The organism is Shewanella sp. MTB7 (assembly GCF_027571385.1).
GTDB lineage: Bacteria > Pseudomonadota > Gammaproteobacteria > Enterobacterales > Shewanellaceae > Shewanella.
In genome coordinates, this window is the sequence record NZ_CP085636.1 from 5,755,854 (window position 1) to 5,777,118 (window position 21,265).

Here is a 21,265-nt window from a genome sequence, read left to right on the forward strand (position 1 = left end):
GTCAGGTCTTAAGCACCGCTTTTTAAACGGCGCAGACTTCGCTGCAACCGACTATCTTCTTCCCGTACAGACAACATGACTTCCTCAATGTAACTTAAATGTTCATTTGAGGCTTCTCGTGCTGCATCAGGATCACGACGAACGATAGCTGCGAGTAGGGCTCGTCTGTGTTCATTCGCCGTAGTGGAAGCTTCCTCTCTCCGATCTAGAAGCTCCAAGTTCTGTGCCACGTTCTTATGCAGCACAGGAGATAAACTTAATACGAGATGAAGCATAGCAACGTTATGTGATGCCTCTGCAATGGCTCGGTAGAAGCACACAATCGCTTTAGCTTGCTGTTCAATCTCGTTAGCAGCCTCAACGTCCATAATAGTGCGCTTGATATTTTGCATATCAGCATCGGTTCCACGAAGTGCAGCAAAATAAGCCATCATGCCCTCTGTCGCATGACGAAACTCGAGCAGATCATATTGACTCTCAGAATCACTGTGCATCAGTTCCACGATGGGATCAGCTAAGCTCTGCCATAACTGCTCTTTGACATAAGTTCCACCACCTTGACGACGCATAAGCAAACCTTTCGCTTCAAGCTTTTGAATTGCTTCGCGTAATGATGGTCGTGACACTTCAAATTGAAGAGCAAGTTCACGTTCCGCTGGTAGTTTTTGGCCTGGTTGAAGACTTCCTTCAAGGATCATCTGCTCCAACTGTCCCATAATGACATCGGATATTTTTGGCTGGTTTATTTTGCTATAAGCCATGGGGCCCTCAGCTGCTATTGTAAATTGGTCTTACCAATTTAGTCGACTGCGCGCACTTTATCAAATCACATTTTAAATGTCTAGCTTGTGATCGCAATCATGTAAACGACTGATGTGTGAGCATAGCCGAAAATTGCCTCATTAGCGGTCAGACCATTGTCACCAAATTTGAATTTTATTATGGGTATGTGCTAAGAATTAGCTATGTAGGTACACGGACATTGAAAAGTAAAAAGATGAAAAGTAAAAATTAAACAATTTAGCTAAAGAAGACCCTATGTAGGATCTCCTCAAACAAGCCCAACCTATGCTACAACGCCAAATATCGTCAATATCGACAAACAAATAAGTAAAAGAATAAAATTTCGTTTACTTAACTGTAGTAAAGCTAATGTTGCTTGAGTACAGATAGGCATCGTCGACGACTCTGCTTGCGGTTCAGCGGCTAAAGCCACTTGGGTCACGATATCTCTTGCTGAGCTGCGAATATTAAAAGCATACTGTCCCCAGCGAGTAAAAGCCTGTGAGAATTGTCCGCTAAGTAAGTAGCCAAAAGCAAAAATACGACTAGGCAACCAATCAAGTAACATCAACACATCTTCAACTAGTGGTAATTCAAGTTTGTGCGCCTGGCTTTTATCGGAGAAATAACGAGCCGTACAATAAAAAACAGCGCCAGCAGGCCCCAGAAAAATCAAGAAAATTGCCACAGCGCCATAAAAACGATAATTGAGCCAGGCTGCACTTTGCCCTACCTTAGCTCCTAGCTCTTGTTCAGAAACGGCTTCTAATGAAGCACTAGGATCGAGCGCTTCAGCAAAATGGTAACAAGCTTGAGAATCTCCTCGGCAGGCAGCGAGCATATAGTGTTTAAACAATTGCCTCTGCTTCAGATGACTAAAACATAAAATGGAGATCCCAACCCATAAAATAAGACTCACACCGCCCCATAAAAGGCCATTAACAGCCCACATGATCACTTGCACTGCAATCGCAGGGAGAATCAATGCCAGTGCCATCATGACATCAGAATTAAGCTGTTTATTTCCAAACAGAGTCTTAGAATAGAGATTAAGCATTGAATCAAGTTGCCAAGATTGAGGCAGAAGCTTTAGCCTCTCTATCAAGATCGCCACCAGTAATGAAAAAAGTGCCATGGTTTATTCCTTAAATTCTATTGTTTATACCTAAACGCACATCAGAAATGTAACCTAAACGGCACCCGATGATCTGCTCAACGCGTTACTTAAACCATTCCTATACTTCGCCCAATCAAAACTATCACCTGGATCCGTTTTTCGCCCGGGGGCAATATCACTATGGCCGACTAACTTATCCATATTGAGCATAGGATATGCAGCGAACAAGGCAAGAGTCAGTCTAGTTAACTCTTGATATTGTATACAGGTATAAGGCATAAAGTCAGTGCCTTCCAACTCTACACCTATCGCAAAATCATTACAGCCTTGACGCCCTTGGTGATCAGAAACTCCAGCATGCCACGCACGTTTATCACAGGAAACATATTGCACTATCTCTCCATCTCTACGGATCATGAAATGAGCCGACACCTCTAAACCCTTCAAGTCAACAAAACTGCTATTAGCTTCCATATCTAAGCAACCTTGAAAGAGTTGATCAACATAAGGCGTTCCGAAACAGCCTGCAGGCAAACTAATATTATGGATCACCAGCAAACTCACCTCATTTTCAGGGCGGGCGTTAAAATAGGGAGATATACATTCTCTAGCGCCTTCTTGAATCCAACCAGAAGTTAATTTTATTGGTATTTTTGTAGTTATCGACAACGAGTTAGCCTTTAATACCCAGACCTTAATGACTAATACTTTATCAGCTAGATAAGCAACTGAAAAGAGCCTTGATTATGCAGACAAATATAGCAGTAATTGTTAACTAGCTTGTAGTGAGGATAAACAGCAAACTAATAACCAACAAAGTCCAACCTATCTGCCACACGTTGATCCAAGATAGGTAAATATTCATCCCTAGCGCTTACCTACCTTGCTGACTCTACTTTCTTCGTCAATTTTGTTATCATATCTCCACTAGCTTCTGCTATGTCATTCGTAGTAGTTAGGAACAATCCCAGACTTTTAATCTGTTCAGTTGTAGTAGTTCAAGGACATAGATCATGTTTGAAAATGACATAAGAATTGCCGTTAAAATCGCACTCGAAGAGGACTTAGGCTATCAGGATGAGAGCGCCTCCAACAAAGAACGTATTCTAGATAGAGCTTCAGCAGATATAACCGCACAACTAATACCAGCAGATAGATATGCTCAAGCCAACTTAATCACCCGTGAAGAGGGCGTGTTTTGTGGAAAAGCATGGGCTGAGCAAGTTTTTAACCAGTTAGGCAGCGAAGTCGCCCTCCATTGGCTTGTGGATGATGGCGATCTTTTGGTCCCCAATCAGCTTCTTTGTGAACTGTCCGGTCCAGCTAGAGCTATTCTGACCGGTGAACGTACTGCGATGAATTTTATTCAAACACTTTCTGGTGTCGCCACCATAACGAAACAGTACACAGACAAAATCTCAGCGACAAACACCAAACTGCTTGATACCAGGAAGACCATTCCAGGATTAAGAACCGCTCAGAAATATGCCGTCACATGTGGCGGTGGCAAAAATCACCGTATTGGCTTATTCGATGCTTTTCTTATCAAGGAGAACCACATTATGGCTTGTGGCGGTATCGCTCAGGCAATATCAAAAGCTCGCGAGCTCTACGCTGATAAGCTAGTAGAAGTGGAGGTCGAAAATATTTTAGAGTTTCAGCAAGCGTTAGAAGCGGGCGCTGATGTCATCATGCTCGACAACTTCGATGTAACTATGATGATTGAAGCGGTTGAATTGAATAAGCGTCTACCAGATGCCCAACAAGCTAAGCTGGAGGTATCAGGTAATGTGACCCTTGACACCATAGGTCATTTTGCTAAAACCGGTGTCGACTATATCTCTGTCGGTGCTTTGACAAAGCATGTTCGAGCGTTAGATCTCTCTCTCAGGCTTAAGAATTAACTCAGCTTCCAAATTAAATCCATAAAATATTAGCCTGTAAATCTGTAAAGAGCTGCAGGCTAATAACCAACTAAGCCACCACAAACACTAAACAAGCCAAATTAGCTATTAGCACAAGATGAAAACTTATCCCCTTAATGTCGAAGGCGGGCTCATTTATCATAACGGCAACGGTCCCCCACACACATGCAAGCGATCAACATTTGAGCAACATCCAGTTTAAATGAAGACTTCAACTAACAATATAACAAGAATACTGCATCCATATAAGTGACAAAAAATTGACAAACAAAGGTAAACGTCACTTTTTCATACAGCGACAAAAAAACGCTAGAACCTTTTTAACATTAAAAACACACCAGCAGACTAATTTATCATCAAATTAACACTTTATTGCAAATATGCATTCCAATCTCATTAACTTTATACTAACTTTGAACCTAGGCGAGATGGCCCCTTCGGTTTGCCTCACCTTAAGCTCACTTTAATTTCATTTTAAAAGAGCCGCTCAACCTTTCGAAACTGGATAGCAATCGGTATTGAACAGGAGGAGAAAACAAGGTGCGGTTTGCCGGAATAGAGCAACAATGAATCTACACCACAAGGTGTAACACTCTTACAACAGTTAGCAGATTGACAGGAAACAGAGACACTATAATAAAGCACATTTTAACACTTAGGTACCAACCGATTTTATAGACCTATTTATAAGCTCGATTGATTCAGGATGAAACAGCTAGCGCAGGAGCACCCAGCTAAGTGATCTATACTAAATGTACCAGTTATGATCTATGTTTGTCGACGGAGAGATATAATGAAAGGCACTAATTTTAGAAACAGCTTAAACAAGAATGCTAAGGGTTTCACCCTAATTGAATTAATGATCGTTGTGGCAATTATCGGTATTCTCGCCGCAGTTGCACTGCCTGCGTATAGAGATTATGTTGCAGCAGCCCATGGTGGTGCCGCAATGAAGGGGACTGGAGCCTACACATCCAAAGCTATTGCCTGTGTACAATCAGGTGTAGGTTGTCAAGCCATCGTTGATGATGCTGGAGCTGTTGCCGCATTAACCATTACCCCTGCTGCGGCTAATGCTGGTGCTGGTTCTTGGGACGAAGAAAACGGTGGTACTGTTGCTTACTCTGACGGAACATGTGTGATTACAGCAACAATTGCAGATGTTGGAACAGTTACATATGTAGCAACTCTAGCTGGAGCGGGTGGTGCAACAACAGCAGCACAATGTGCTGATGGCGCAGGTAGCAACGTTACATCAGCACCTTAAATCAAGTAGCAAATTGTGCTAAAAGAGAGCTTTAGCTCTCTTTTAGGTTTTTAATTATCAAGGTAACATATGCCAACAACAGGGCTACACCTAGGTCTATCTACACTTTTTATTCGTAAAAATCTGCTAAGTGAAGAGCAGATAGCCTCTGCCATCACCAAATCCAGACAAAGCACACAATCGCTCGTTTCAACTATCATCTCAGAAAAACTGATCTCAGCCCGTGAAATCGCTGAGCTTTGCTATGAGGAATATGGCACGCCACTGCTGGACTTGGATGAATTTGATGTCGCCAGTATTCCTGAAGATTTTCTTAATAAAAAACTGATCGAGAAACATAAATGCTTGCCCCTGTTTAAGCGAGGTAATCGCCTCTATATCGGCACTTCTGATCCCACCAACATTTCAGCTCTGGAAGATTTTCAATTCAGTGCAGGTCTGCATGCTGAAGCTATATTGGTCGAAGATGATAAACTCACCAAAGCATTAGATAAAATACTAGAAGATGATATATCGGGCTTAGACATCAGCGGCATAGATGAAGAGACTCTAGCCGGCATTGAAGTTGAAGATACCAGTAAACGCGTTGAGGATACGGCGGGTGAAAGTAGTGACGATGCGCCCATTGTTATCTACATTAATAAGATTCTCACCGATGCTATTCGTAAAGGTGCCTCGGATCTGCATTTTGAGCCCTATGAAAAACGCTATCGTATTCGCTTTCGTATCGATGGCATACTGCACGAAGTCTCCGAGCCTCCGGTTAACTTATCTAATCGTATATCCGCACGATTAAAGGTGATGTCAAAACTTGATATCGCCGAACGCCGAGTGCCACAAGATGGCCGTATCAAGATGAAACTGTCACGCACTAAGTCGATTGATTTCCGTGTCAGTACGCTCCCTACTATCTGGGGAGAGAAGATTGTGATGCGTATTCTAGATTCCTCTTCGGCGCAGCTTGGCATCGAGAAATTAGGCTATGAAGATGATCAACGGCAACTCTACGAAGAGATGCTGGCTAAACCCCAAGGCATGATTCTAGTCACTGGACCAACGGGTTCAGGTAAAACCGTCTCGCTGTATACTGGTCTCAATATCCTCAACACTGAAGAGCGCAATATTTCCACTGCTGAAGATCCGGTAGAGATTAACTTAGAAGGGGTTAATCAGGTTCACATCAATCTTAAGGCTGGGCTGACCTTCCCTGCCGCACTTAGATCTTTCCTGCGTCAAGACCCAGATGTAGTCATGGTCGGTGAAATTCGCGATTTAGAAACCGCCGAAATCGCCATTAAAGCTGCTCAAACCGGTCACTTAGTGCTCTCCACCCTGCACACTAATTCAGCGGCTGAAACACTCACCCGCTTGATCAACATGGGCGTGCCTGGCTACAACATCGCCAGCTCAGTCAACCTTATCATAGCCCAGCGATTAGCACGTCGATTGTGTCCTGAGTGTAAGCAACATGAAGAGGTCCCCGAACATGAGCTATTACGTCTCGGTTTTAAACAAACGCAGATTGACGAAGATCTAACCCTATTCAAACCCATAGGTTGCGACTTATGTTCCGGCGGTTACAAGGGGCGAGTCGGTATCTATGAGGTGATGAAGATGTCGGATGAGATAGCAAGGACCATTATGGAGGGAGGCAACTCTCTACAGATAGCCACTCAAGCCAAAGAGCAAGGAATGCGAGATCTGCGCGCTTCAGGCCTATTGAAGGTCATTCAAGGTGTGACCAGTATCACCGAGATCAATCGCGTCACTAGCTTCTAACGCTATAACGAAAGTAGTGCTATAACTAAGGAGTTGTTACCTAAATTGCGACTACCAAATAGCGAGTATCGAACAAAAACAAGGATAAGCTATAGCCATGGCAACAGCGACTAAAAAAGTTAAATCAACTAAAAAAGCTAAAGCCCAAACTAAAGTTCATACCTTCGAGTGGAAAGGTCTTAATCGCAATGGAGCAAAAACCTCCGGGGAGTTGCGTGGGGCAACGATTGCTGAGATAAAGAGCCAGCTTAAATCCCAAGGAGTCTCACCAAAATCAGTCAAGAAAAAAGCTCCCTCGCTTTTTAAGCTAGGCGAACCCAAAATATCAGCCATGGATATCGCTATGATGACCCGCCAGATAGCCACCATGCTTCAGGCTGGAGTTCCCTTAGTCACCACCATCGAGATGCTCGGGCGTGGTCATGAGAAAGTTAAGATGCGCGAACTGCTAGGGACTATTGTTTCTGAGATACAATCAGGTATCCCACTTTCAGATGCACTGCGCCCACACAGGCAATATTTTGATGACCTCTATGTCGATTTGGTTGCTGCGGGTGAGCATTCCGGTTCGCTAGATCAGGTTTTTGAGCGAGTAGCCCTCTATAAAGAGAAAGCTGAAGCATTAAAATCTAAAATAAAAAAAGCCATGTTCTATCCAGCTGCCGTCGTCGTCGTCGCCGTAGGTGTGACTACACTACTACTTCTTTTTGTGGTGCCACAATTTCAGGAAATTTTTGCAGGTTTTGGCGCCGAACTGCCCGCATTTACTCAATTTGTCATCGGCATATCTGAAGCCTTACAGGCTTCTTGGTATATCTTTGCCGTGGCGATTATTATTGCGGCTTTTCTATTTAAACGAGCCCACCTTCACTCGCAGACCTTTAGAGATAAGGTCGATACGTTAGTTTTAAAAATACCCATTGTTGGTCCTATTCTCCATAAAGCCGCCATGGCCCGTTTTGCGCGCACACTCGCGACAACTTTCGCCGCCGGTGTCCCCCTTATCGATGGACTGGAATCTGCAGCTGGAGCCTCCGGCAATGCTGTTTACCGTAACGCCGTAATTAAAGTGCGTTCTGAAGTCATGGCAGGAATGCAGATGAACGTTGCCATGAGAACCACAGGTCTCTTCCCTGACATGCTAATTCAGATGGTGATGATAGGTGAAGAATCTGGTTCACTGGATAATATGCTTAACAAAGTCGCCAACATCTACGAGATGCAGGTGGATGATGCCGTTGATGGCCTATCGAGCCTGATAGAACCCATCATGATGGTGGTGATTGGTACATTAGTGGGTGGATTGATTGTTGCTATGTACCTGCCGATATTCCAAATGGGTAAGATTGTGAGTTGAACCACCATAAAGCCCATGTACCTTACGAATAAATTCCAATGGGTAAGATTGTGAGTTGAACCATTATAAAGCCTATGTACCTTACGAATAAATTCCTGATGGGTAAGATTGTTAGTTGAGCCACCATAAAAGCCATGTACCTTACGGATAATGTCCAAATAGGTAAGATTGTGAGTTAAGGCCATCAATAACCATGTATCTAACAGATAGTTTCCAAATGGATAAGATCGTCAGTTAGAATACTGGTTAACAATATCAAAAAAACGTGGAAATCATGTCGGAATTCATCTCAACCATGAGTCAAAACTTGTGGCTCTTTGCTATTATAAGCTTTGTTTTTGCAAGCGTTATTGGTAGCTTTCTTAATGTAGTGATCCATCGTTTGCCTGTAATGATGAAGCGAGAGTGGCAACAGGAGTGTGATCAGTATTTGAATGAATATCATGAAAAGCTTGTTGCCCCTATCGCCAAAAAGTTAGCTAAACCCATTGACGATTATCCTGAGACATACAATTTAATCGTACCACATTCATCCTGTCCTAAATGTGGCAGCCATATTAAGCCTTGGCATAACCTGCCTATTTTAGGTTGGCTAATGCTCAAAGGTAAATGTGCTCAATGTAAAAGCCAAATATCGGCAAGATATCCCGTTGTAGAGCTATTTTCAGGGCTAGCGGTTGCTTTTCTCGCACTCCACTTCGGTCCAACGCTTGAGTTTGCACTTGCAACAACATTGACCTTCGGTTTGATCATTTTAACTGGTATCGACCTCGACGAGATGTTACTTCCCGATCAAATCACTCTACCTCTGCTTTGGCTGGGATTAATCATCAACTTGAATAGCACGTTTACCAGTCCAACTGATGCCGTTATTGGGGCTGCGGCCGGCTACTTGAGTCTCTGGAGTGTATTCTGGGCCTTTAAATTATTAACGGGTAAGGAGGGGATGGGTTATGGTGATTTCAAACTCTTAGCCGTTTTTGGTGCCTGGCTTGGCTGGCAGGTACTCCCCATCATTATTTTACTCTCTTCATTAGTGGGCGCGGTTATTGGTATAGGATTAATGCTAACTAAGAAAATGAATTCATCGAATCCCATTCCTTTCGGACCTTATATAGCTATAGCGGGTTGGATTGCCATGATATGGGGCTCCAGCATCAATACTTGGTACCTTTCAACTCTTTAGCATCATACCAGTCTCACTAAATAGGTACCTAGAATATGACAAAGCTAGTAATAGGATTAACAGGGGGGATCGGTAGCGGAAAAACTACCGTTGCTAATATATTTGCAGAGTTAGGTATTGAACTCGTCGACGCCGATGTCGTCGCCCGTGAAGTTGTGGCAAAAGGCACATATGGCTTAGCGCAAATTGTAGAACGCTTTGGAGATGAGATTTTAAACTCTGATGCCAGCCTAAACAGAGCCCAGTTAAGGCAGCGGATTTTTTCTGAGCCAACTGACCGAGAATGGTTGAATGCTTTGCTGCATCCGATAATACGCACAGAGATGCTAATACAACTCGATAAGACTAACTCTCCCTATACCATTTTGATTGCTCCCTTGCTATTTGAGAACGGATTAGATAGGTTAGTAAATCGAACACTTTTGATTGATATTTCACCAGAGCAACAACGAAATAGAACTATGTTTAGGGATTCTGTGCCCGCAATACAGGTACAGCGTATAATTGACAGCCAAGCCTCAAGAGAAGATAAACTGTCAAAAGCTGATGATGTCATCGACAATCATGGAGAGATATCGGCACTTAGAAGCAAAATAATTGCACTACATAATAACTATTTAAAATTGTCCAATAACGCTTAGCTGATACCATGACAAAATTGATCTATGAACAACCTTTAAATGAAAAGACCAGAAGCTTTCTTCGCTTAGAGTATTTATCTCAGCAGCTTCAGACCAATGTAGATCAGGATCATCAACACAGATGTTTCTATCCGCTGTTTTCTCTATGTGAATTGACGGAGCGCTGTGACTATCGAGGTGAAGTGTTACAAGACCTCGATAAAAAAATAATCAAGCTATCTAACTGGCAATCCCTTCCTCACATAGACACCATTCAAGTTGAAGCCTTTTTAAATCGTCTGGTGACAGCCAAAGAACACCTGCTAGCCAGTGACCGACCTGGTGCAAAACTTAAACAAGATCGCTTTCTCGCCGCCTTGAGGCAGAGGTTTAATATGCCCGGAGCATGCTGTAACTTCGATCTACCTCAACTTCATTACTGGTTAGCCAAGCCTTGGGATGTTCGCCAGCAAGAATATTTACAATGGGTCGATAGTTTTACCGCTCTTTTGTATCCAATCAATTTATTACTTGAACTAACTAGACTAACAACACAATACTGCGAAACAATTGCTAAGGCTGGGTTTTTTCAAGGAAATAGCAATCAAGCACTCTCTATGATTAGAGTTAAAATTGATTCTCAACAGGGTTGCTATCCCACCATCAGCGGACACAAAAACCGCTACGCTATTCACTTCGTTCAGTTTGACCAACAGAAACACTCAGATCAAACGATAGAATTCCAATTAGCCACCTGTGCTTAAAATCAGTATAGTTAACTCATTATCTAATCTTTAGTGGCACAAGGTCACTAAACTCAGTAATTGAGCTTTCTCATGCCTACAAGTGTAAAATGCCCTACCTGCCAGACTGAAGTTATCTGGAATGCCGAGTCTACATTCAAACCCTTTTGTAGCGATCGCTGCAAACTCATCGATCTAGGTGATTGGGCCTCTGAAAAACACGCTATCCCTGTCAAATCCGAATTCGATGTGGATGGCTTAGATAATGTAGGTTATGACGAAGCTGACTTTTTCAAAGAGAGTTAGCCCATGCCTGAATTAGCGGTAAAGAGAGTACATGTTGCAGTTGGCGTTATTATTAATTATAACCAAGAGGTTTTACTCGCAAAACGTCCACAACATCTGCATCAAGGTGGAAAATGGGAATTCCCAGGAGGTAAAGTAGAGCAAGGTGAAACGGTTACAGAGGCTCTTATTCGTGAGTTAAAAGAAGAGGTCAACTTAGATGTCTCGGCTACGACTCCACTGATGCAAATTAGCCATGATTACTCGGATAAACAAGTTTTACTAGATATTCATCTCGTCTCTCATTTTGATGGTGAAGCTAAAGGATTAGAAGATCAAGAGATCTGCTGGGTAGCAAAAGAAAATTTAGTAAATTATGATTTCCCAGAAGCCAACAAGCCAATTATTGATAGAATTTTAGCTCATTAGAAATAAGCTCTATTATCCTAAACGTCATATCATTATTAACAAAAAGCCAGTCGGGGTAACCAACTGGCTTAATCTAAGTCGCGAGTTAAATTAAGAGCAACAATCTCTGCGCCACCAATTCTTTGGCAACTTTTCAAATAACACTTTAAGCATCAATATCGCGAGCACCACACCAGAACTATATACGATAGCGCTCGGTAATAAATTATGCTGCTCACCGATTTGAGGCATTACTTCAAAACCAAAAGTGTCAACCAAGTAATTAACCAAAATGCCTGAAATTAAAGCTACACCCAACACGCCACCGAGATAACCAAAGAGTGCTCGCTTTCCCATCTCCTTAACCACAACACCTAGCGTGGCTATATTCGTCGCTGGCCCTGCCAACATAAACACCAATACAGCACCAGGTGATACACCAGCGAGCAGTAAGCCTGCTGCGATAGGTGTCGATGCCGTTGCACAGATGTACATAGGCACTGATATCACTACCATGACGAGCATAGCGAGTATTCCATCGCCCCACTTAGCCATGAAATCGGTCGGAACATAGGTCTGCACTAAAGCGGCAAAAAACAAACCAACCAATAACCAAACAGTCGTATCGCGTACCAGATCTGTCGCTGCAAAATGTAATCCCTTGCCGATACGGCTTATTACTGAAGTCCCTTTCAGTTCTGTCGCGATATCTTGTGTCGACTCACAACATGATTCGCTCTCAGTGTTGCTGTGGTTGTGACTAAGAGAAACTTGTTCATTCTTTGATGAGCCACAACAAGAGGCTTTAGGAGTTTGCTCCATAACCTCTTCATTAGCCTTACTGCTGCAACAAGAGCTAGTCTTCTCTGGAGCTTTTTGAACTTTAGTCGTCTCTTTATTACTACAGCATGATGCCGATGATGCTGTAGCTTGATTCTCAGACTTTATTGCTCCACTTTTTACTGCAGGCTCATCAGAATCATCGCGTCCAACTAGAAGTCCGGCAACAATGGCACTGATAACGGCAGCAATAGGCCTTACAACAGCCATAAATGGACCGAGTAGTACATATGATACAGCCACAGAGTCGACCCCCGTCTCTGGCGTTGAAACCAGAAAAGAGGTCGTCGCAGCTTTCGAGGCTCCTGAACGTCGTAATCCTACCGCTGCTGGAATAACCCCACATGAACATAGAGGAAGAGGTGCCCCTATCACAGCAGCCTTAACCACGGTTTTAAAACCATGGCCGCCAAGCTGTTTCTGCATCCACGCCATAGGCACAAACATCTTCAACATACCGGCTAAAAACAAACCCAAGAGTAACCAAGGGGCTGAATCTAAAAATAGATCAATAAAATTCGTGAACAACATAGATTATCCCTTACTCTGACAATTTTTTGTATATTGAAACTCATCATGGTGATGCCCATGATTTTCACACTTGATGTTATCGGTATTTGACTCTAACGCTTCTAAAATAGAACAATGTTCGGCGCTCTCAGGGCCTCCACAACATGCATCAGATAAACGCTGAAGTGACAATTGAAAATGATTAAGTTCAGAGAGCCTTTCATTCACTTGCGTTAATTTACTGTCCACTAAACCCTTAACGTCAGCACAAGCCCAGTTAGATTTATCCAGCTCAATAGAGAGTAGTTCAGCGATCTCCGCTAAAGTAAAGCCTACTGCCTTGGCTCTTAATATAAAGCGTAATCGCTCCGCATCCTTTTCATTGTATAAGCGGTAGCCCGAATCACTGCGTGATGAAGGTGCCAACAAACCGTGTTTTTCATAAAACCTTAATGTGTCAGCTTTCACTTCACATTGCTTAGCCAGCTCGCCAATTCGGTACATCGGTCACCCTTATCTATGTTCGAAATGAGTCTTTAATATTATAGAGTATAAACCTTGGAGTTAAATCAAAGGTCAAGAGTTATAGTGCTATAAATTAGCGTCAAGGGCATCTATTTATTCGCTAGAGTGTGAAGAACAACAAAAACTAACCATAACTGCGATAAATTGACCTTAAATCTCATAATTACCTAGGTCTTTGTTCGCTCAGGCATATTGTGATATCACACATAAAAAAAGCGTAAAGGATACTTTTACGTTAAAATACGCGCGCAGGATGGGGTAAGTAAAAGAAGCTAGCATTGAGGGACTTTTGGAAAACAGAATGGTTATCACCATTAATGACACCGTTCTATTTTCCGAAAGATCCTTAAAATAACTACTGGACACTGTACCCAAAATGAAAAATGCCAGACCTATTCGTCGCGCGCTATTGAGCGTTTCAGATAAAACCGGAATACTTGAGTTTGCTAAATCTCTACACGCTCAAGGCGTAGAACTACTGTCTACTGGTGGTACCGCCCGCCTTTTGGCAGATAATGGTGTGCCAGTCATTGAAGTATCGGATCATACCGGACATCCCGAAATTATGGATGGTCGTGTTAAAACCTTGCACCCTAAAGTGCATGGCGGCATCTTAGCACGTCGCGGTATCGACGAACTCGTCATGGAACAACACAATATCAAGCCCATTGATCTGGTTGCGGTCAATCTGTATCCATTTGCAGAAACCGTAGCAAAAGAGGGTTGTACTCTTGCTGACGCTGTCGAAAATATCGATATTGGCGGCCCGACTATGGTTCGCTCTACTGCTAAAAATCACAAAGATACGACCATCATAGTGAACGCTCAAGATTACGACCGCGTTATTGCAGAGATGCAAGCCAACGAAGGCAGCACAACGCTTGAGACTCGTTTTGATTTAGCCATTGCAGCTTTTGAACACACAGCAGCTTACGACGGCATGATCGCTAATTACTTCGGCACCATGGTTCCAGCCCATAGTCATGATGAGTGCCACGAAGACTCTAAGTTCCCACGCACTTACAACACTCAGCTTATCAAGAAGCAAGACCTGCGTTATGGCGAAAACAGCCATCAAACGGCGGCTTTCTATGTTGATATCAACTTAGATGAAGCTTCTGTTGCAACCGCTGTTCAACTTCAAGGAAAGGCGCTCTCTTACAACAATATCGCCGATACTGACTCTGCGCTTGAGTGTGTCAAAGAGTTCAGCGAACCAGCTTGCGTTATCGTTAAGCACGCAAATCCTTGTGGTGTTGCCATAGGTTCAGACCTTCTCGAAGCCTATAACCGAGCATATCAAACGGATCCAACATCGGCATTTGGCGGCATTATCGCCTTCAACCGTGAGCTTGATGCAGCAACAGCCAGTGCTATTGTTGAGCGTCAGTTTGTTGAAGTAATTATCGCACCAAAAGTCAGCCAAGCCGCTCGAGATATTGTTGCGGCCAAAGCTAACGTCCGCCTTCTTGAGTGTGGCGAATGGGGCACTAAAACCACCAGCCTAGATTACAAACGTGTTAACGGTGGCTTGCTACTTCAGGACCGAGATCAAGGTATGGTTGGACTGGATGATGTAAAAGTAGTCTCTAAACGTCAGCCTACTGCAGCCGAAATGAAAGATCTCATGTTTTGCTGGAAAGTGGCTAAATTCGTTAAATCTAACGCGATTGTTTATGCCAAAAACAGCATGACAATCGGTGTTGGCGCTGGCCAGATGAGTCGGGTATACAGCGCAAAAGTAGCAGGTATTAAAGCCGCTGACGAAGGTCTAGAAGTGCAAGACTCTGTGATGGCCTCTGATGCCTTCTTCCCATTCCGTGACGGCATTGATGCTGCCGCAGCGGCTGGTATCAGCTGTATCATTCAGCCCGGTGGTTCTATTCGTGATGAAGAGATTATTGCCGCAGCAGATGAGCACGGCATGGCAATGGTATTCACCGGAATGCGCCATTTCCGACATTAATAATAAGAAGAATTAAGGTTCTAGGGTTTAGCTCCTAGGAACTCTAACCTAGAACCTAGGAACTTATTTAAGGGTAAAAAAATGAATATACTTATTATTGGTGGTGGCGGTCGCGAACATGCATTGGCATGGAAAGCAGCCCAATCAGCACAAGTCAAAAAAGTCTTTGTTGCTCCGGGAAATGCTGGCACTTCATTAGAGCCTAAATTAGAAAATGTAGCTATTAATGTCGAAGACATTGCATCACTCGTTACTTTTGCACAAGAGTCTAACATCGAGATCACTATTGTCGGACCTGAAGTACCACTGGCGCTAGGGGTTGTTGATGCATTCAATGACGTAGGTTTGCCTATTTTTGGGCCAACCCAAGGTGCAGCTCAATTAGAATCATCTAAGGCCTTCACTAAAGACTTCTTGGCTCGCCATAATATTCCAACTGCTGCCTATTCAAACTTTACCGAAATTGCTCCCGCTAAAGCTTACGTCACTGAAATGACCGCGACCACAGGCTTTCCGATTGTGATCAAGGCTGATGGTTTAGCCGCAGGTAAAGGCGTCATCATAGCAGAAGATCAGGTTCAAGCTAACGCCGCTATCGATGACATGCTGGCAGGTAATAAGTTTGGAGAGGCAGGTTCTCGCGTCGTTATCGAAGAATTTCTAAAAGGCGAAGAAGCTAGTTTTATCGTAATGGTAGATGGCAAAAATATTCTCGCGATGGCTACCAGCCAAGATCATAAAGCGCGTGACAATGGCGATAATGGCCCTAATACCGGTGGTATGGGTGCTTATTCACCCGCTCCAGTTGTAACCCAAGCTATACATGACTGGACGATCAACCATGTTATCCGCCCAACGGTTGATGGCATGGCAGCAGAAGGCAATGTTTACACTGGCTTTCTATATGCTGGTTTGATGATCGCACCAGACGGTAGCGCTAAAGTACTTGAGTATAACTGTCGTTTTGGTGACCCTGAAACCCAACCTATTATGATGCGTCTACAATCGGATATCGTCGAGTTATGCTTGGCTGCTACCCGCGGTGAGCTAGATAAGGTCACGGCTGAATTTGATAGCCGCGCAGCTGTTGGTGTTGTACTGGCCGCAGGAGGTTATCCTGACACCTACCGTAAGCATGATGTTATCGTTGGTTTAGACCTAGGTAACCATGACGCCAAAGTGTTTCATGCGGGAACGAGCATGATCGATGGCCATGTCGTTACCAATGGCGGTCGTGTTCTGTGTGCAACGGCACTGGGCAATACCGTCACGGAGGCTCAACAATCTGCTTATCAATTGGTGGATAAGATCCATTGGGATGATGTGTATTTTCGTACAGATATCGCTTACCGAGCGATATCTAGGGAAAGTTAATTCATTTATCTAAATTAAAAACCGGTCTTGAACCGGTTTTTTTATACTTTTGTTTTCTTACTTATACTTCTACACAGCCAAATAACCCATCCATATCCACTCCTTGGATAATACTTATAAATTCAAATCTACACTATAGCGACAGAGCTTACGCACTTAAACGGCGAATTTCAGATCCTTGTTTCGCGGTTTGACTAAGTCTGCTGTAAACATAGCTACTTAATGGCTTAGGTCTACCTATCGCATACCCTTGAGCATAGTTAATACCGATCATCTCCAGCTTATCAATAATATCTTGGTTTTCGACAAATTCAGCGACCGTCTCTATGCCCATCACACCACAAACATCATGAATCGATTTGACGATGGCAAAATCTTTAGCATTAGTCGCTAAATTTTTGATAAAACAGCCATCAATTTTCACATAATCAACGGGTAACTCTTTAAGATAACCATAGGACGCGAAACCACTACCAAAATCATCTAAGGCAAACGAGAAACCTAGCTTGCGCAAATGATTAATCATATCCATGGCACGATTGCGATTCTGAATCGCACTCGTTTCAGTTATTTCAAAACAGATACACTGACTCGGGATCTCGAAACGTTCAAATTGCTCAGCGATATACTCCACCATTCCCTCTGCACCTAAACTGTTACCAGAAAGGTTGATCGAGATACAGTGATCATCCCAAATATCCTCATTAAGAGACAACCATAGGAATGCCTTTCGAATAACCTCTTTATCAACATCATTCATCAGTTTAAAACGCTCTGCGGCTTCGATGAACTGGGCAGGGGCTAAGATACGTCCATTAGGTTCTTGCACTCGCAGCAAAATCTCCATACGCTGACGTTTCCCCTCCTTCCCCATACCTTTAATCTCTTGGTAATAGAGCAACAACTCATTATGTTCAATCGCTTGGCTAATCCTAACAGCCCACATAGGTGCATTACGTTGGTAGATAGACTCTTTATCTTTATTATCATAAAAATGAATCTGATTGCTTCCTTTACGCTTCGCTGCTAAACAGGCAATGTCAGCGTCTTTTACTAATTCTTTTGATATTATGTAAGGAGGACGTGCAATCGCTATTCCCGCACTGATACCAACACGATAATTACAACCATTGTGATGTAAAACCTGCAGTGAAACTCTGGAAATCACACGCTTCACTATCTTTGCGACCTCCACAGCACTCAGATTTCTGATCGCCAAACCAAATTCATCACCGCCTAATCTAGCCAATAAATCCTCTTGATTGAGACAAGATTGAATCGCCTTAGCAACCATAGCCAACATCTGATCTCCAGCACTGTGACCACAGGAATCATTGATCAACTTAAATTGTTCTAGATCGAAATAACAGATAGCAAGAGACTGAGCGTTCTGGCTAAACCCTGCCAATGCCTCTTCGAAAGCTCTGCGATTTAACAAAGAGGTGATAGGATCAAAGTTTGCTCTCAGTCTAAGTTGTCGCGTTAACTTTTCTTCTTGAGTAATATCTCTGAGCACAATAACCGAACCAATCACCTCTTGCTTATGATTGAGTAAGTTACTAATGCTACGCTCCATCACTCTAGCGTTTTCAGTTTTGAACATATGCTTATTCAATACTGTCTGCTGCACCTGATTTGCCATGACACTAAAGAGTACACTTCTAATACTTTTATCAGCTTTAAGCAAAGAGTCTATAGAGATACCTATCGCTTCATCTCCTTTCAGATCTAACATACATTCGGCTTGCGGGTTCAGATAGACCACCTTAGCAAATGTATCCGTTAAGATAACTGCTTCTGCAATCGACTCTAAGGTTATTTTAGCCCGTTCTTTTTGCTGAATAATACGCTCTAACAAGGTATTAACTTGATCAGCCATCACCACAAATTCAGAACATCCAGTTCCTTCAATCGGTTTATAAGTTTGAGCATTAGGATCGATCTCAGCCAATTGCACCATCAAACGATGGAAAGGACGAATAAGGCCTAGTTTGAGCCAGATATAACCGATGATAACAATGAATAAACCTAAGCCGACGCTAGCAAATGTGGCCAGATCATATTTTAACCACAGCTTATTGAATATATCGGTGGAAAAATGAACCTCTAGGTGAGACTGTTGTTGTGGAAATATGCTGGGGACATCAAGATCTACGATGTATTTTGTTCCATCAACGATGTAATGTTCACCAGCAGGACCTGGCGAAAAATCAATTTTCTGAACAAAGCTATTTAATCCATAACCCGATAATAAATTTTCCGTCAATTGTCTCACAACAAGCACCGACTTCTGCTTTGTAACAGGCACTAGACTGACAATAAAGCCATTATCATCTTTAATATATACCCCACTTCTCACCTTTGTGCTCGCCAAAAACTCCCTAGGTAACTTATCAAACTCGAAAGAGAGGGTATCGTCATAGAATGGAGAGAAGGGCGCTAACTCACCCTGATTCAAATAAAACAGACTGAACTTATTCGAGAGTGCACTGCTACGCCATGCTTCATCTAAAGCAAGCCTAGACAACGGACTGAGATCTGTAATTGGCACAGCATAAACATCAGCCAGAAGAGTTAATTGCTTAATATCATTATTCAGTTGTGCCTTAATAGCCACTAATTCAGAGCTAACTGCATCTTTTCTTAATCTGTCTACTCGATGTTCAAACCACATGCTTAAACAATAAGAAACAGCAATGACTGCCGGAAGGCAGAAACCGACAACAAAAATGATTAATTTCTTGCCTATATGCATTTTGTCTCACTGCAATTATTCACTAAACATCAACATCAGTTCAAAAACTAAGTTAACTAGAACGTTAACTTCACCGTGCAAAGTAACGCATTTAGAAGCCAGATAATACTCGTTTAATCTTTCTCGTTGCCATTATTATCAATAGGATGCATAGAACGATGAACTCTGACTTTGATTTAGCACACAAAACCTTCTGTAAATATTATGTTTTACTCTATTTGGGGAGCTAAACATTCAAGCCAGCCTGCTTTGTGAATCTTTTGTGATACTTTTAAACGAAAAATGTGATTAACACGCGATACCCCAGTGAACTCATCTTGCCACACTCAACATATACATAAATATGGAGAGAGAAAATGAACCTGAACAAAGTAAGCATGATTTTAGTATTAAATGGATTAATGTTAGCACCAACAATGGCAGCTGAACTTGAAATTAGCATCACGAATCTAACCCATGGTAACCACTTTACGCCAATACTTATCACCGCTCATGACAATACTAGCCACCAATTTCAATCGGGAGAGATGGCGACTCCCGCACTACAGAAAATGGCGGAAGGGGGAAGCATTGCAGACTTAATGGCCGCTGCAACAGGTAACAATTACCCCATAGTTGCCAACCCAGCAGAAGGACTATTAGCGGCTGGCGGTAAAGTAGATAACATAATGTTAGACACTACAACCATGACCCACCTGTCTATTGTCGCGATGGTATTACCAACAAATGATGCCTTTATTGGCCTTGATGCCTGGGAGATCCCAACAACATCTGGTACTTACACTATAAATGTTAATGCCTATGATGCAGGTACAGAGGCTAATGATGAAATCATCAATGGCGGCGGCATGTCAGGCACGCCAGGTATTCCAGTTGCTCCAGGGATGAATGGCGGAGAAAATGGTACAGGAGTCAGTGATACGAGTGGTAACGATAAAGTACATATTCACCCTGGTGTATTGGGCGATACAGATATAGCAGGCGGCATGAGTGATCTTGATAGCCGTATTCACAGATGGCTCAATCCTGTAGCAAGAGTCGTTGTCGTAGTTAAATAGGTGGTACCCAGATGAATACATACAAAACTTTATCACGAAATAAGCTCCTTCTCGTGTCAGCCATCTCAGCAAGTTTATTACTCAGCGCTTGCTCTGATAATGATGATAAACCTGAAGTCGTGCCTCCCACACCTCCGGCTCCAATAGTCAATCAAGTCTACACCGTGACGGTGACAAACTTAACGGCAAATCAACCGATGTCACCGATTACGCTTATTGCTCATGATGACATTTCAACTTGGCAAGTTGGTGCTCCTGCAAGTTTAGCGTTAGAAACCATAGCAGAATCTGGTGATGGCTCACTTTTCTCATCAATGGATAATGTCGATAGTGTAACCGTAGGCCAAGGGATTTTACCACCTGGGATGTCAGAAAGTATCGAACTGAGCCTGATGCCTGATGATGTAGATTCTCTATCAATACTAACCATGCTGGTCAATACCAATGATGCATTTGCTGGTCTCAATGACTTTTCATTAGATTCTCTAGCAATTAATCAAGTGATGAGCTTTAGATCTATCGCCTATGATGCAGGTACTGAAGCAAACTCTGAAGCCAAAGGCACATTTCCTGGTCCTGCCGATGGTGGAGAAGGGTTTAATGCGCTTCGTGATGATGTAGATAGAGTTCACGCTCACCCTGGTGTAATTAGTCAAGATGACGGCCTGGCAGATTCAGTACTCTCTGCATCTCATAGATTCGACAACCCTGTACTTACTATCAAGATAGAACGAACTCAATAGCGGTAGCTTTATCCATTATTGGTG

Annotated in this window: 19 protein-coding genes; 13 read left to right on the forward strand and 6 right to left on the reverse strand. The window is 42.9% G+C overall.

All coding sequences use genetic code 11. The annotated features are described in order from the left end of the window. Positions 1 to 8: 8 nt before the first annotated feature. The 3 genes from pdhR to ampD all read right to left on the reverse strand — a co-directional run bounded on the left by pdhR (position 9) and on the right by ampD (position 2,569). Entirely contained in the window at positions 9 to 761 is a 753-nt protein-coding gene (gene pdhR / locus HWQ47_RS25065; protein ID WP_269968682.1) for a pyruvate dehydrogenase complex transcriptional repressor PdhR, read from the reverse strand. A 305-nt stretch (positions 762 to 1,066) separates the two neighbouring features. Beyond that, a complete protein-coding gene (gene ampE / locus HWQ47_RS25070; RefSeq protein ID WP_269968683.1) occupies positions 1,067 to 1,918 on the reverse strand; it encodes a beta-lactamase regulator AmpE in 852 nt (283 codons plus the stop codon). A 54-nt stretch (positions 1,919 to 1,972) separates the two neighbouring features. Next, positions 1,973 to 2,569, reverse strand: a complete 597-nt coding sequence (gene ampD / locus HWQ47_RS25075; protein ID WP_442802101.1) for a 1,6-anhydro-N-acetylmuramyl-L-alanine amidase AmpD — start codon at positions 2,567 to 2,569, stop codon at positions 1,973 to 1,975. 344 nt (positions 2,570 to 2,913) lie between these two features. Between ampD and nadC the strand changes: the two genes are divergently transcribed. From nadC to mutT, 9 genes are all read left to right on the forward strand, one after another. Then, a complete protein-coding gene (nadC, locus tag HWQ47_RS25080; protein ID WP_269968684.1) occupies positions 2,914 to 3,804 on the forward strand; it encodes a carboxylating nicotinate-nucleotide diphosphorylase in 891 nt (296 codons plus the stop codon). A gap of 814 nt (positions 3,805 to 4,618) precedes the next feature. Further along, the gene (locus HWQ47_RS25085) at positions 4,619 to 5,092 is read left to right on the forward strand and encodes a prepilin-type N-terminal cleavage/methylation domain-containing protein (RefSeq protein ID WP_269968685.1); all 474 of its coding nucleotides are present in this window, start codon (positions 4,619 to 4,621) and stop codon (positions 5,090 to 5,092) included. A 69-nt stretch (positions 5,093 to 5,161) separates the two neighbouring features. Next, positions 5,162 to 6,871 (forward strand): type IV-A pilus assembly ATPase PilB, encoded by a 1,710-nt coding sequence (gene pilB / locus HWQ47_RS25090; protein ID WP_269968686.1) that lies wholly within the window; start codon positions 5,162 to 5,164, stop codon positions 6,869 to 6,871. A gap of 91 nt (positions 6,872 to 6,962) precedes the next feature. Further along, positions 6,963 to 8,228 carry a type II secretion system F family protein gene (locus tag HWQ47_RS25095; RefSeq protein WP_269971857.1) on the forward strand — a complete coding sequence of 422 codons (1,266 nt, stop codon included), beginning with the start codon at positions 6,963 to 6,965 and terminating at the stop codon, positions 8,226 to 8,228. Positions 8,229 to 8,502: 274 nt separating this feature from the next. Beyond that, positions 8,503 to 9,414, forward strand: coding sequence for a prepilin peptidase (locus HWQ47_RS25100; protein ID WP_269968687.1), 912 nt, complete (start codon positions 8,503 to 8,505; stop codon positions 9,412 to 9,414). A 35-nt stretch (positions 9,415 to 9,449) separates the two neighbouring features. Then, a complete protein-coding gene (gene coaE / locus HWQ47_RS25105) occupies positions 9,450 to 10,055 on the forward strand; it encodes a dephospho-CoA kinase (protein ID WP_269968688.1) in 606 nt (201 codons plus the stop codon). 8 nt (positions 10,056 to 10,063) lie between these two features. Next, positions 10,064 to 10,798 (forward strand): cell division protein ZapD, encoded by a 735-nt coding sequence (gene zapD, locus HWQ47_RS25110; protein ID WP_269968689.1) that lies wholly within the window; start codon positions 10,064 to 10,066, stop codon positions 10,796 to 10,798. 72 nt (positions 10,799 to 10,870) lie between these two features. Next, positions 10,871 to 11,083, forward strand: a complete 213-nt coding sequence (gene yacG / locus HWQ47_RS25115; protein WP_269968690.1) for a DNA gyrase inhibitor YacG — start codon at positions 10,871 to 10,873, stop codon at positions 11,081 to 11,083. A 3-nt stretch (positions 11,084 to 11,086) separates the two neighbouring features. Beyond that, on the forward strand, positions 11,087 to 11,491 hold the full coding sequence (gene mutT, locus HWQ47_RS25120) for an 8-oxo-dGTP diphosphatase MutT (protein ID WP_269968691.1): 405 nt from the start codon (positions 11,087 to 11,089) through the stop codon (positions 11,489 to 11,491). Positions 11,492 to 11,581: 90 nt separating this feature from the next. On the opposite strand, the gene HWQ47_RS25125 is transcribed toward mutT, so the two are convergent. Together HWQ47_RS25125 and zntR are read right to left on the reverse strand one after the other, a co-directional pair. Further along, a complete protein-coding gene (locus HWQ47_RS25125) occupies positions 11,582 to 12,841 on the reverse strand; it encodes an SO_0444 family Cu/Zn efflux transporter (RefSeq protein WP_269968692.1) in 1,260 nt (419 codons plus the stop codon). A 3-nt stretch (positions 12,842 to 12,844) separates the two neighbouring features. Continuing rightward, on the reverse strand, positions 12,845 to 13,324 hold the full coding sequence (zntR, locus tag HWQ47_RS25130; RefSeq protein WP_269968693.1) for a Zn(2+)-responsive transcriptional regulator: 480 nt from the start codon (positions 13,322 to 13,324) through the stop codon (positions 12,845 to 12,847). 397 nt (positions 13,325 to 13,721) lie between these two features. Here zntR and purH point away from each other — a divergent pair, with 397 nt between their 5' ends. Further along, on the forward strand, positions 13,722 to 15,311 hold the full coding sequence (gene purH / locus HWQ47_RS25135; RefSeq protein ID WP_269968694.1) for a bifunctional phosphoribosylaminoimidazolecarboxamide formyltransferase/IMP cyclohydrolase: 1,590 nt from the start codon (positions 13,722 to 13,724) through the stop codon (positions 15,309 to 15,311). A gap of 81 nt (positions 15,312 to 15,392) precedes the next feature. Further along, positions 15,393 to 16,685: a phosphoribosylamine--glycine ligase gene (gene purD, locus HWQ47_RS25140; protein ID WP_269968695.1), complete on the forward strand. Its 1,293-nt coding sequence runs from the start codon at positions 15,393 to 15,395 to the stop codon at positions 16,683 to 16,685. Positions 16,686 to 16,833: 148 nt separating this feature from the next. Here purD and HWQ47_RS25145 read toward each other — a convergent pair whose 3' ends face one another. Further along, positions 16,834 to 19,440, reverse strand: coding sequence for a putative bifunctional diguanylate cyclase/phosphodiesterase (locus HWQ47_RS25145; RefSeq protein ID WP_269968696.1), 2,607 nt, complete (start codon positions 19,438 to 19,440; stop codon positions 16,834 to 16,836). Positions 19,441 to 19,796: 356 nt separating this feature from the next. Between HWQ47_RS25145 and HWQ47_RS25150 the strand changes: the two genes are divergently transcribed. Together HWQ47_RS25150 and HWQ47_RS25155 are read left to right on the forward strand one after the other, a co-directional pair. Then, a complete protein-coding gene (locus HWQ47_RS25150) occupies positions 19,797 to 20,498 on the forward strand; it encodes a spondin domain-containing protein (protein ID WP_269968697.1) in 702 nt (233 codons plus the stop codon). An 11-nt stretch (positions 20,499 to 20,509) separates the two neighbouring features. Next, positions 20,510 to 21,241, forward strand: coding sequence for a spondin domain-containing protein (locus tag HWQ47_RS25155; RefSeq protein WP_269968698.1), 732 nt, complete (start codon positions 20,510 to 20,512; stop codon positions 21,239 to 21,241). Positions 21,242 to 21,265: the final 24 nt, after the last annotated feature.

Excerpts from the sequence above, each read along its gene's own strand:
- ampE (WP_269968683.1), bottom strand. The coding sequence starts at position 1,918 with ATGGCACTTTTTTCATTACTGGTGGCGATCTTGATAGAGAGGCTAAAG.
- HWQ47_RS25145 (WP_269968696.1), bottom strand. The coding sequence starts at position 19,440 with ATGCATATAGGCAAGAAATTAATCATTTTTGTTGTCGGTTTCTGCCTT.
- HWQ47_RS25150 (WP_269968697.1), top strand. The coding sequence starts at position 19,797 with ATGAACCTGAACAAAGTAAGCATGATTTTAGTATTAAATGGATTAATG.
- HWQ47_RS25155 (WP_269968698.1), top strand. The coding sequence starts at position 20,510 with ATGAATACATACAAAACTTTATCACGAAATAAGCTCCTTCTCGTGTCA.
- HWQ47_RS25085 (WP_269968685.1), top strand. The coding sequence starts at position 4,619 with ATGAAAGGCACTAATTTTAGAAACAGCTTAAACAAGAATGCTAAGGGT.
- purD (WP_269968695.1), top strand. The coding sequence starts at position 15,393 with ATGAATATACTTATTATTGGTGGTGGCGGTCGCGAACATGCATTGGCA.
- HWQ47_RS25100 (WP_269968687.1), top strand. The coding sequence starts at position 8,503 with ATGTCGGAATTCATCTCAACCATGAGTCAAAACTTGTGGCTCTTTGCT.
- purH (WP_269968694.1), top strand. The coding sequence starts at position 13,722 with ATGAAAAATGCCAGACCTATTCGTCGCGCGCTATTGAGCGTTTCAGAT.
- HWQ47_RS25125 (WP_269968692.1), bottom strand. The coding sequence starts at position 12,841 with ATGTTGTTCACGAATTTTATTGATCTATTTTTAGATTCAGCCCCTTGG.
- pdhR (WP_269968682.1), bottom strand. The coding sequence starts at position 761 with ATGGCTTATAGCAAAATAAACCAGCCAAAAATATCCGATGTCATTATG.
- mutT (WP_269968691.1), top strand. The coding sequence starts at position 11,087 with ATGCCTGAATTAGCGGTAAAGAGAGTACATGTTGCAGTTGGCGTTATT.
- zapD (WP_269968689.1), top strand. The coding sequence starts at position 10,064 with ATGACAAAATTGATCTATGAACAACCTTTAAATGAAAAGACCAGAAGC.
- zntR (WP_269968693.1), bottom strand. The coding sequence starts at position 13,324 with ATGTACCGAATTGGCGAGCTGGCTAAGCAATGTGAAGTGAAAGCTGAC.
- yacG (WP_269968690.1), top strand. The coding sequence starts at position 10,871 with ATGCCTACAAGTGTAAAATGCCCTACCTGCCAGACTGAAGTTATCTGG.
- nadC (WP_269968684.1), top strand. The coding sequence starts at position 2,914 with ATGTTTGAAAATGACATAAGAATTGCCGTTAAAATCGCACTCGAAGAG.
- coaE (WP_269968688.1), top strand. The coding sequence starts at position 9,450 with ATGACAAAGCTAGTAATAGGATTAACAGGGGGGATCGGTAGCGGAAAA.
- pilB (WP_269968686.1), top strand. The coding sequence starts at position 5,162 with ATGCCAACAACAGGGCTACACCTAGGTCTATCTACACTTTTTATTCGT.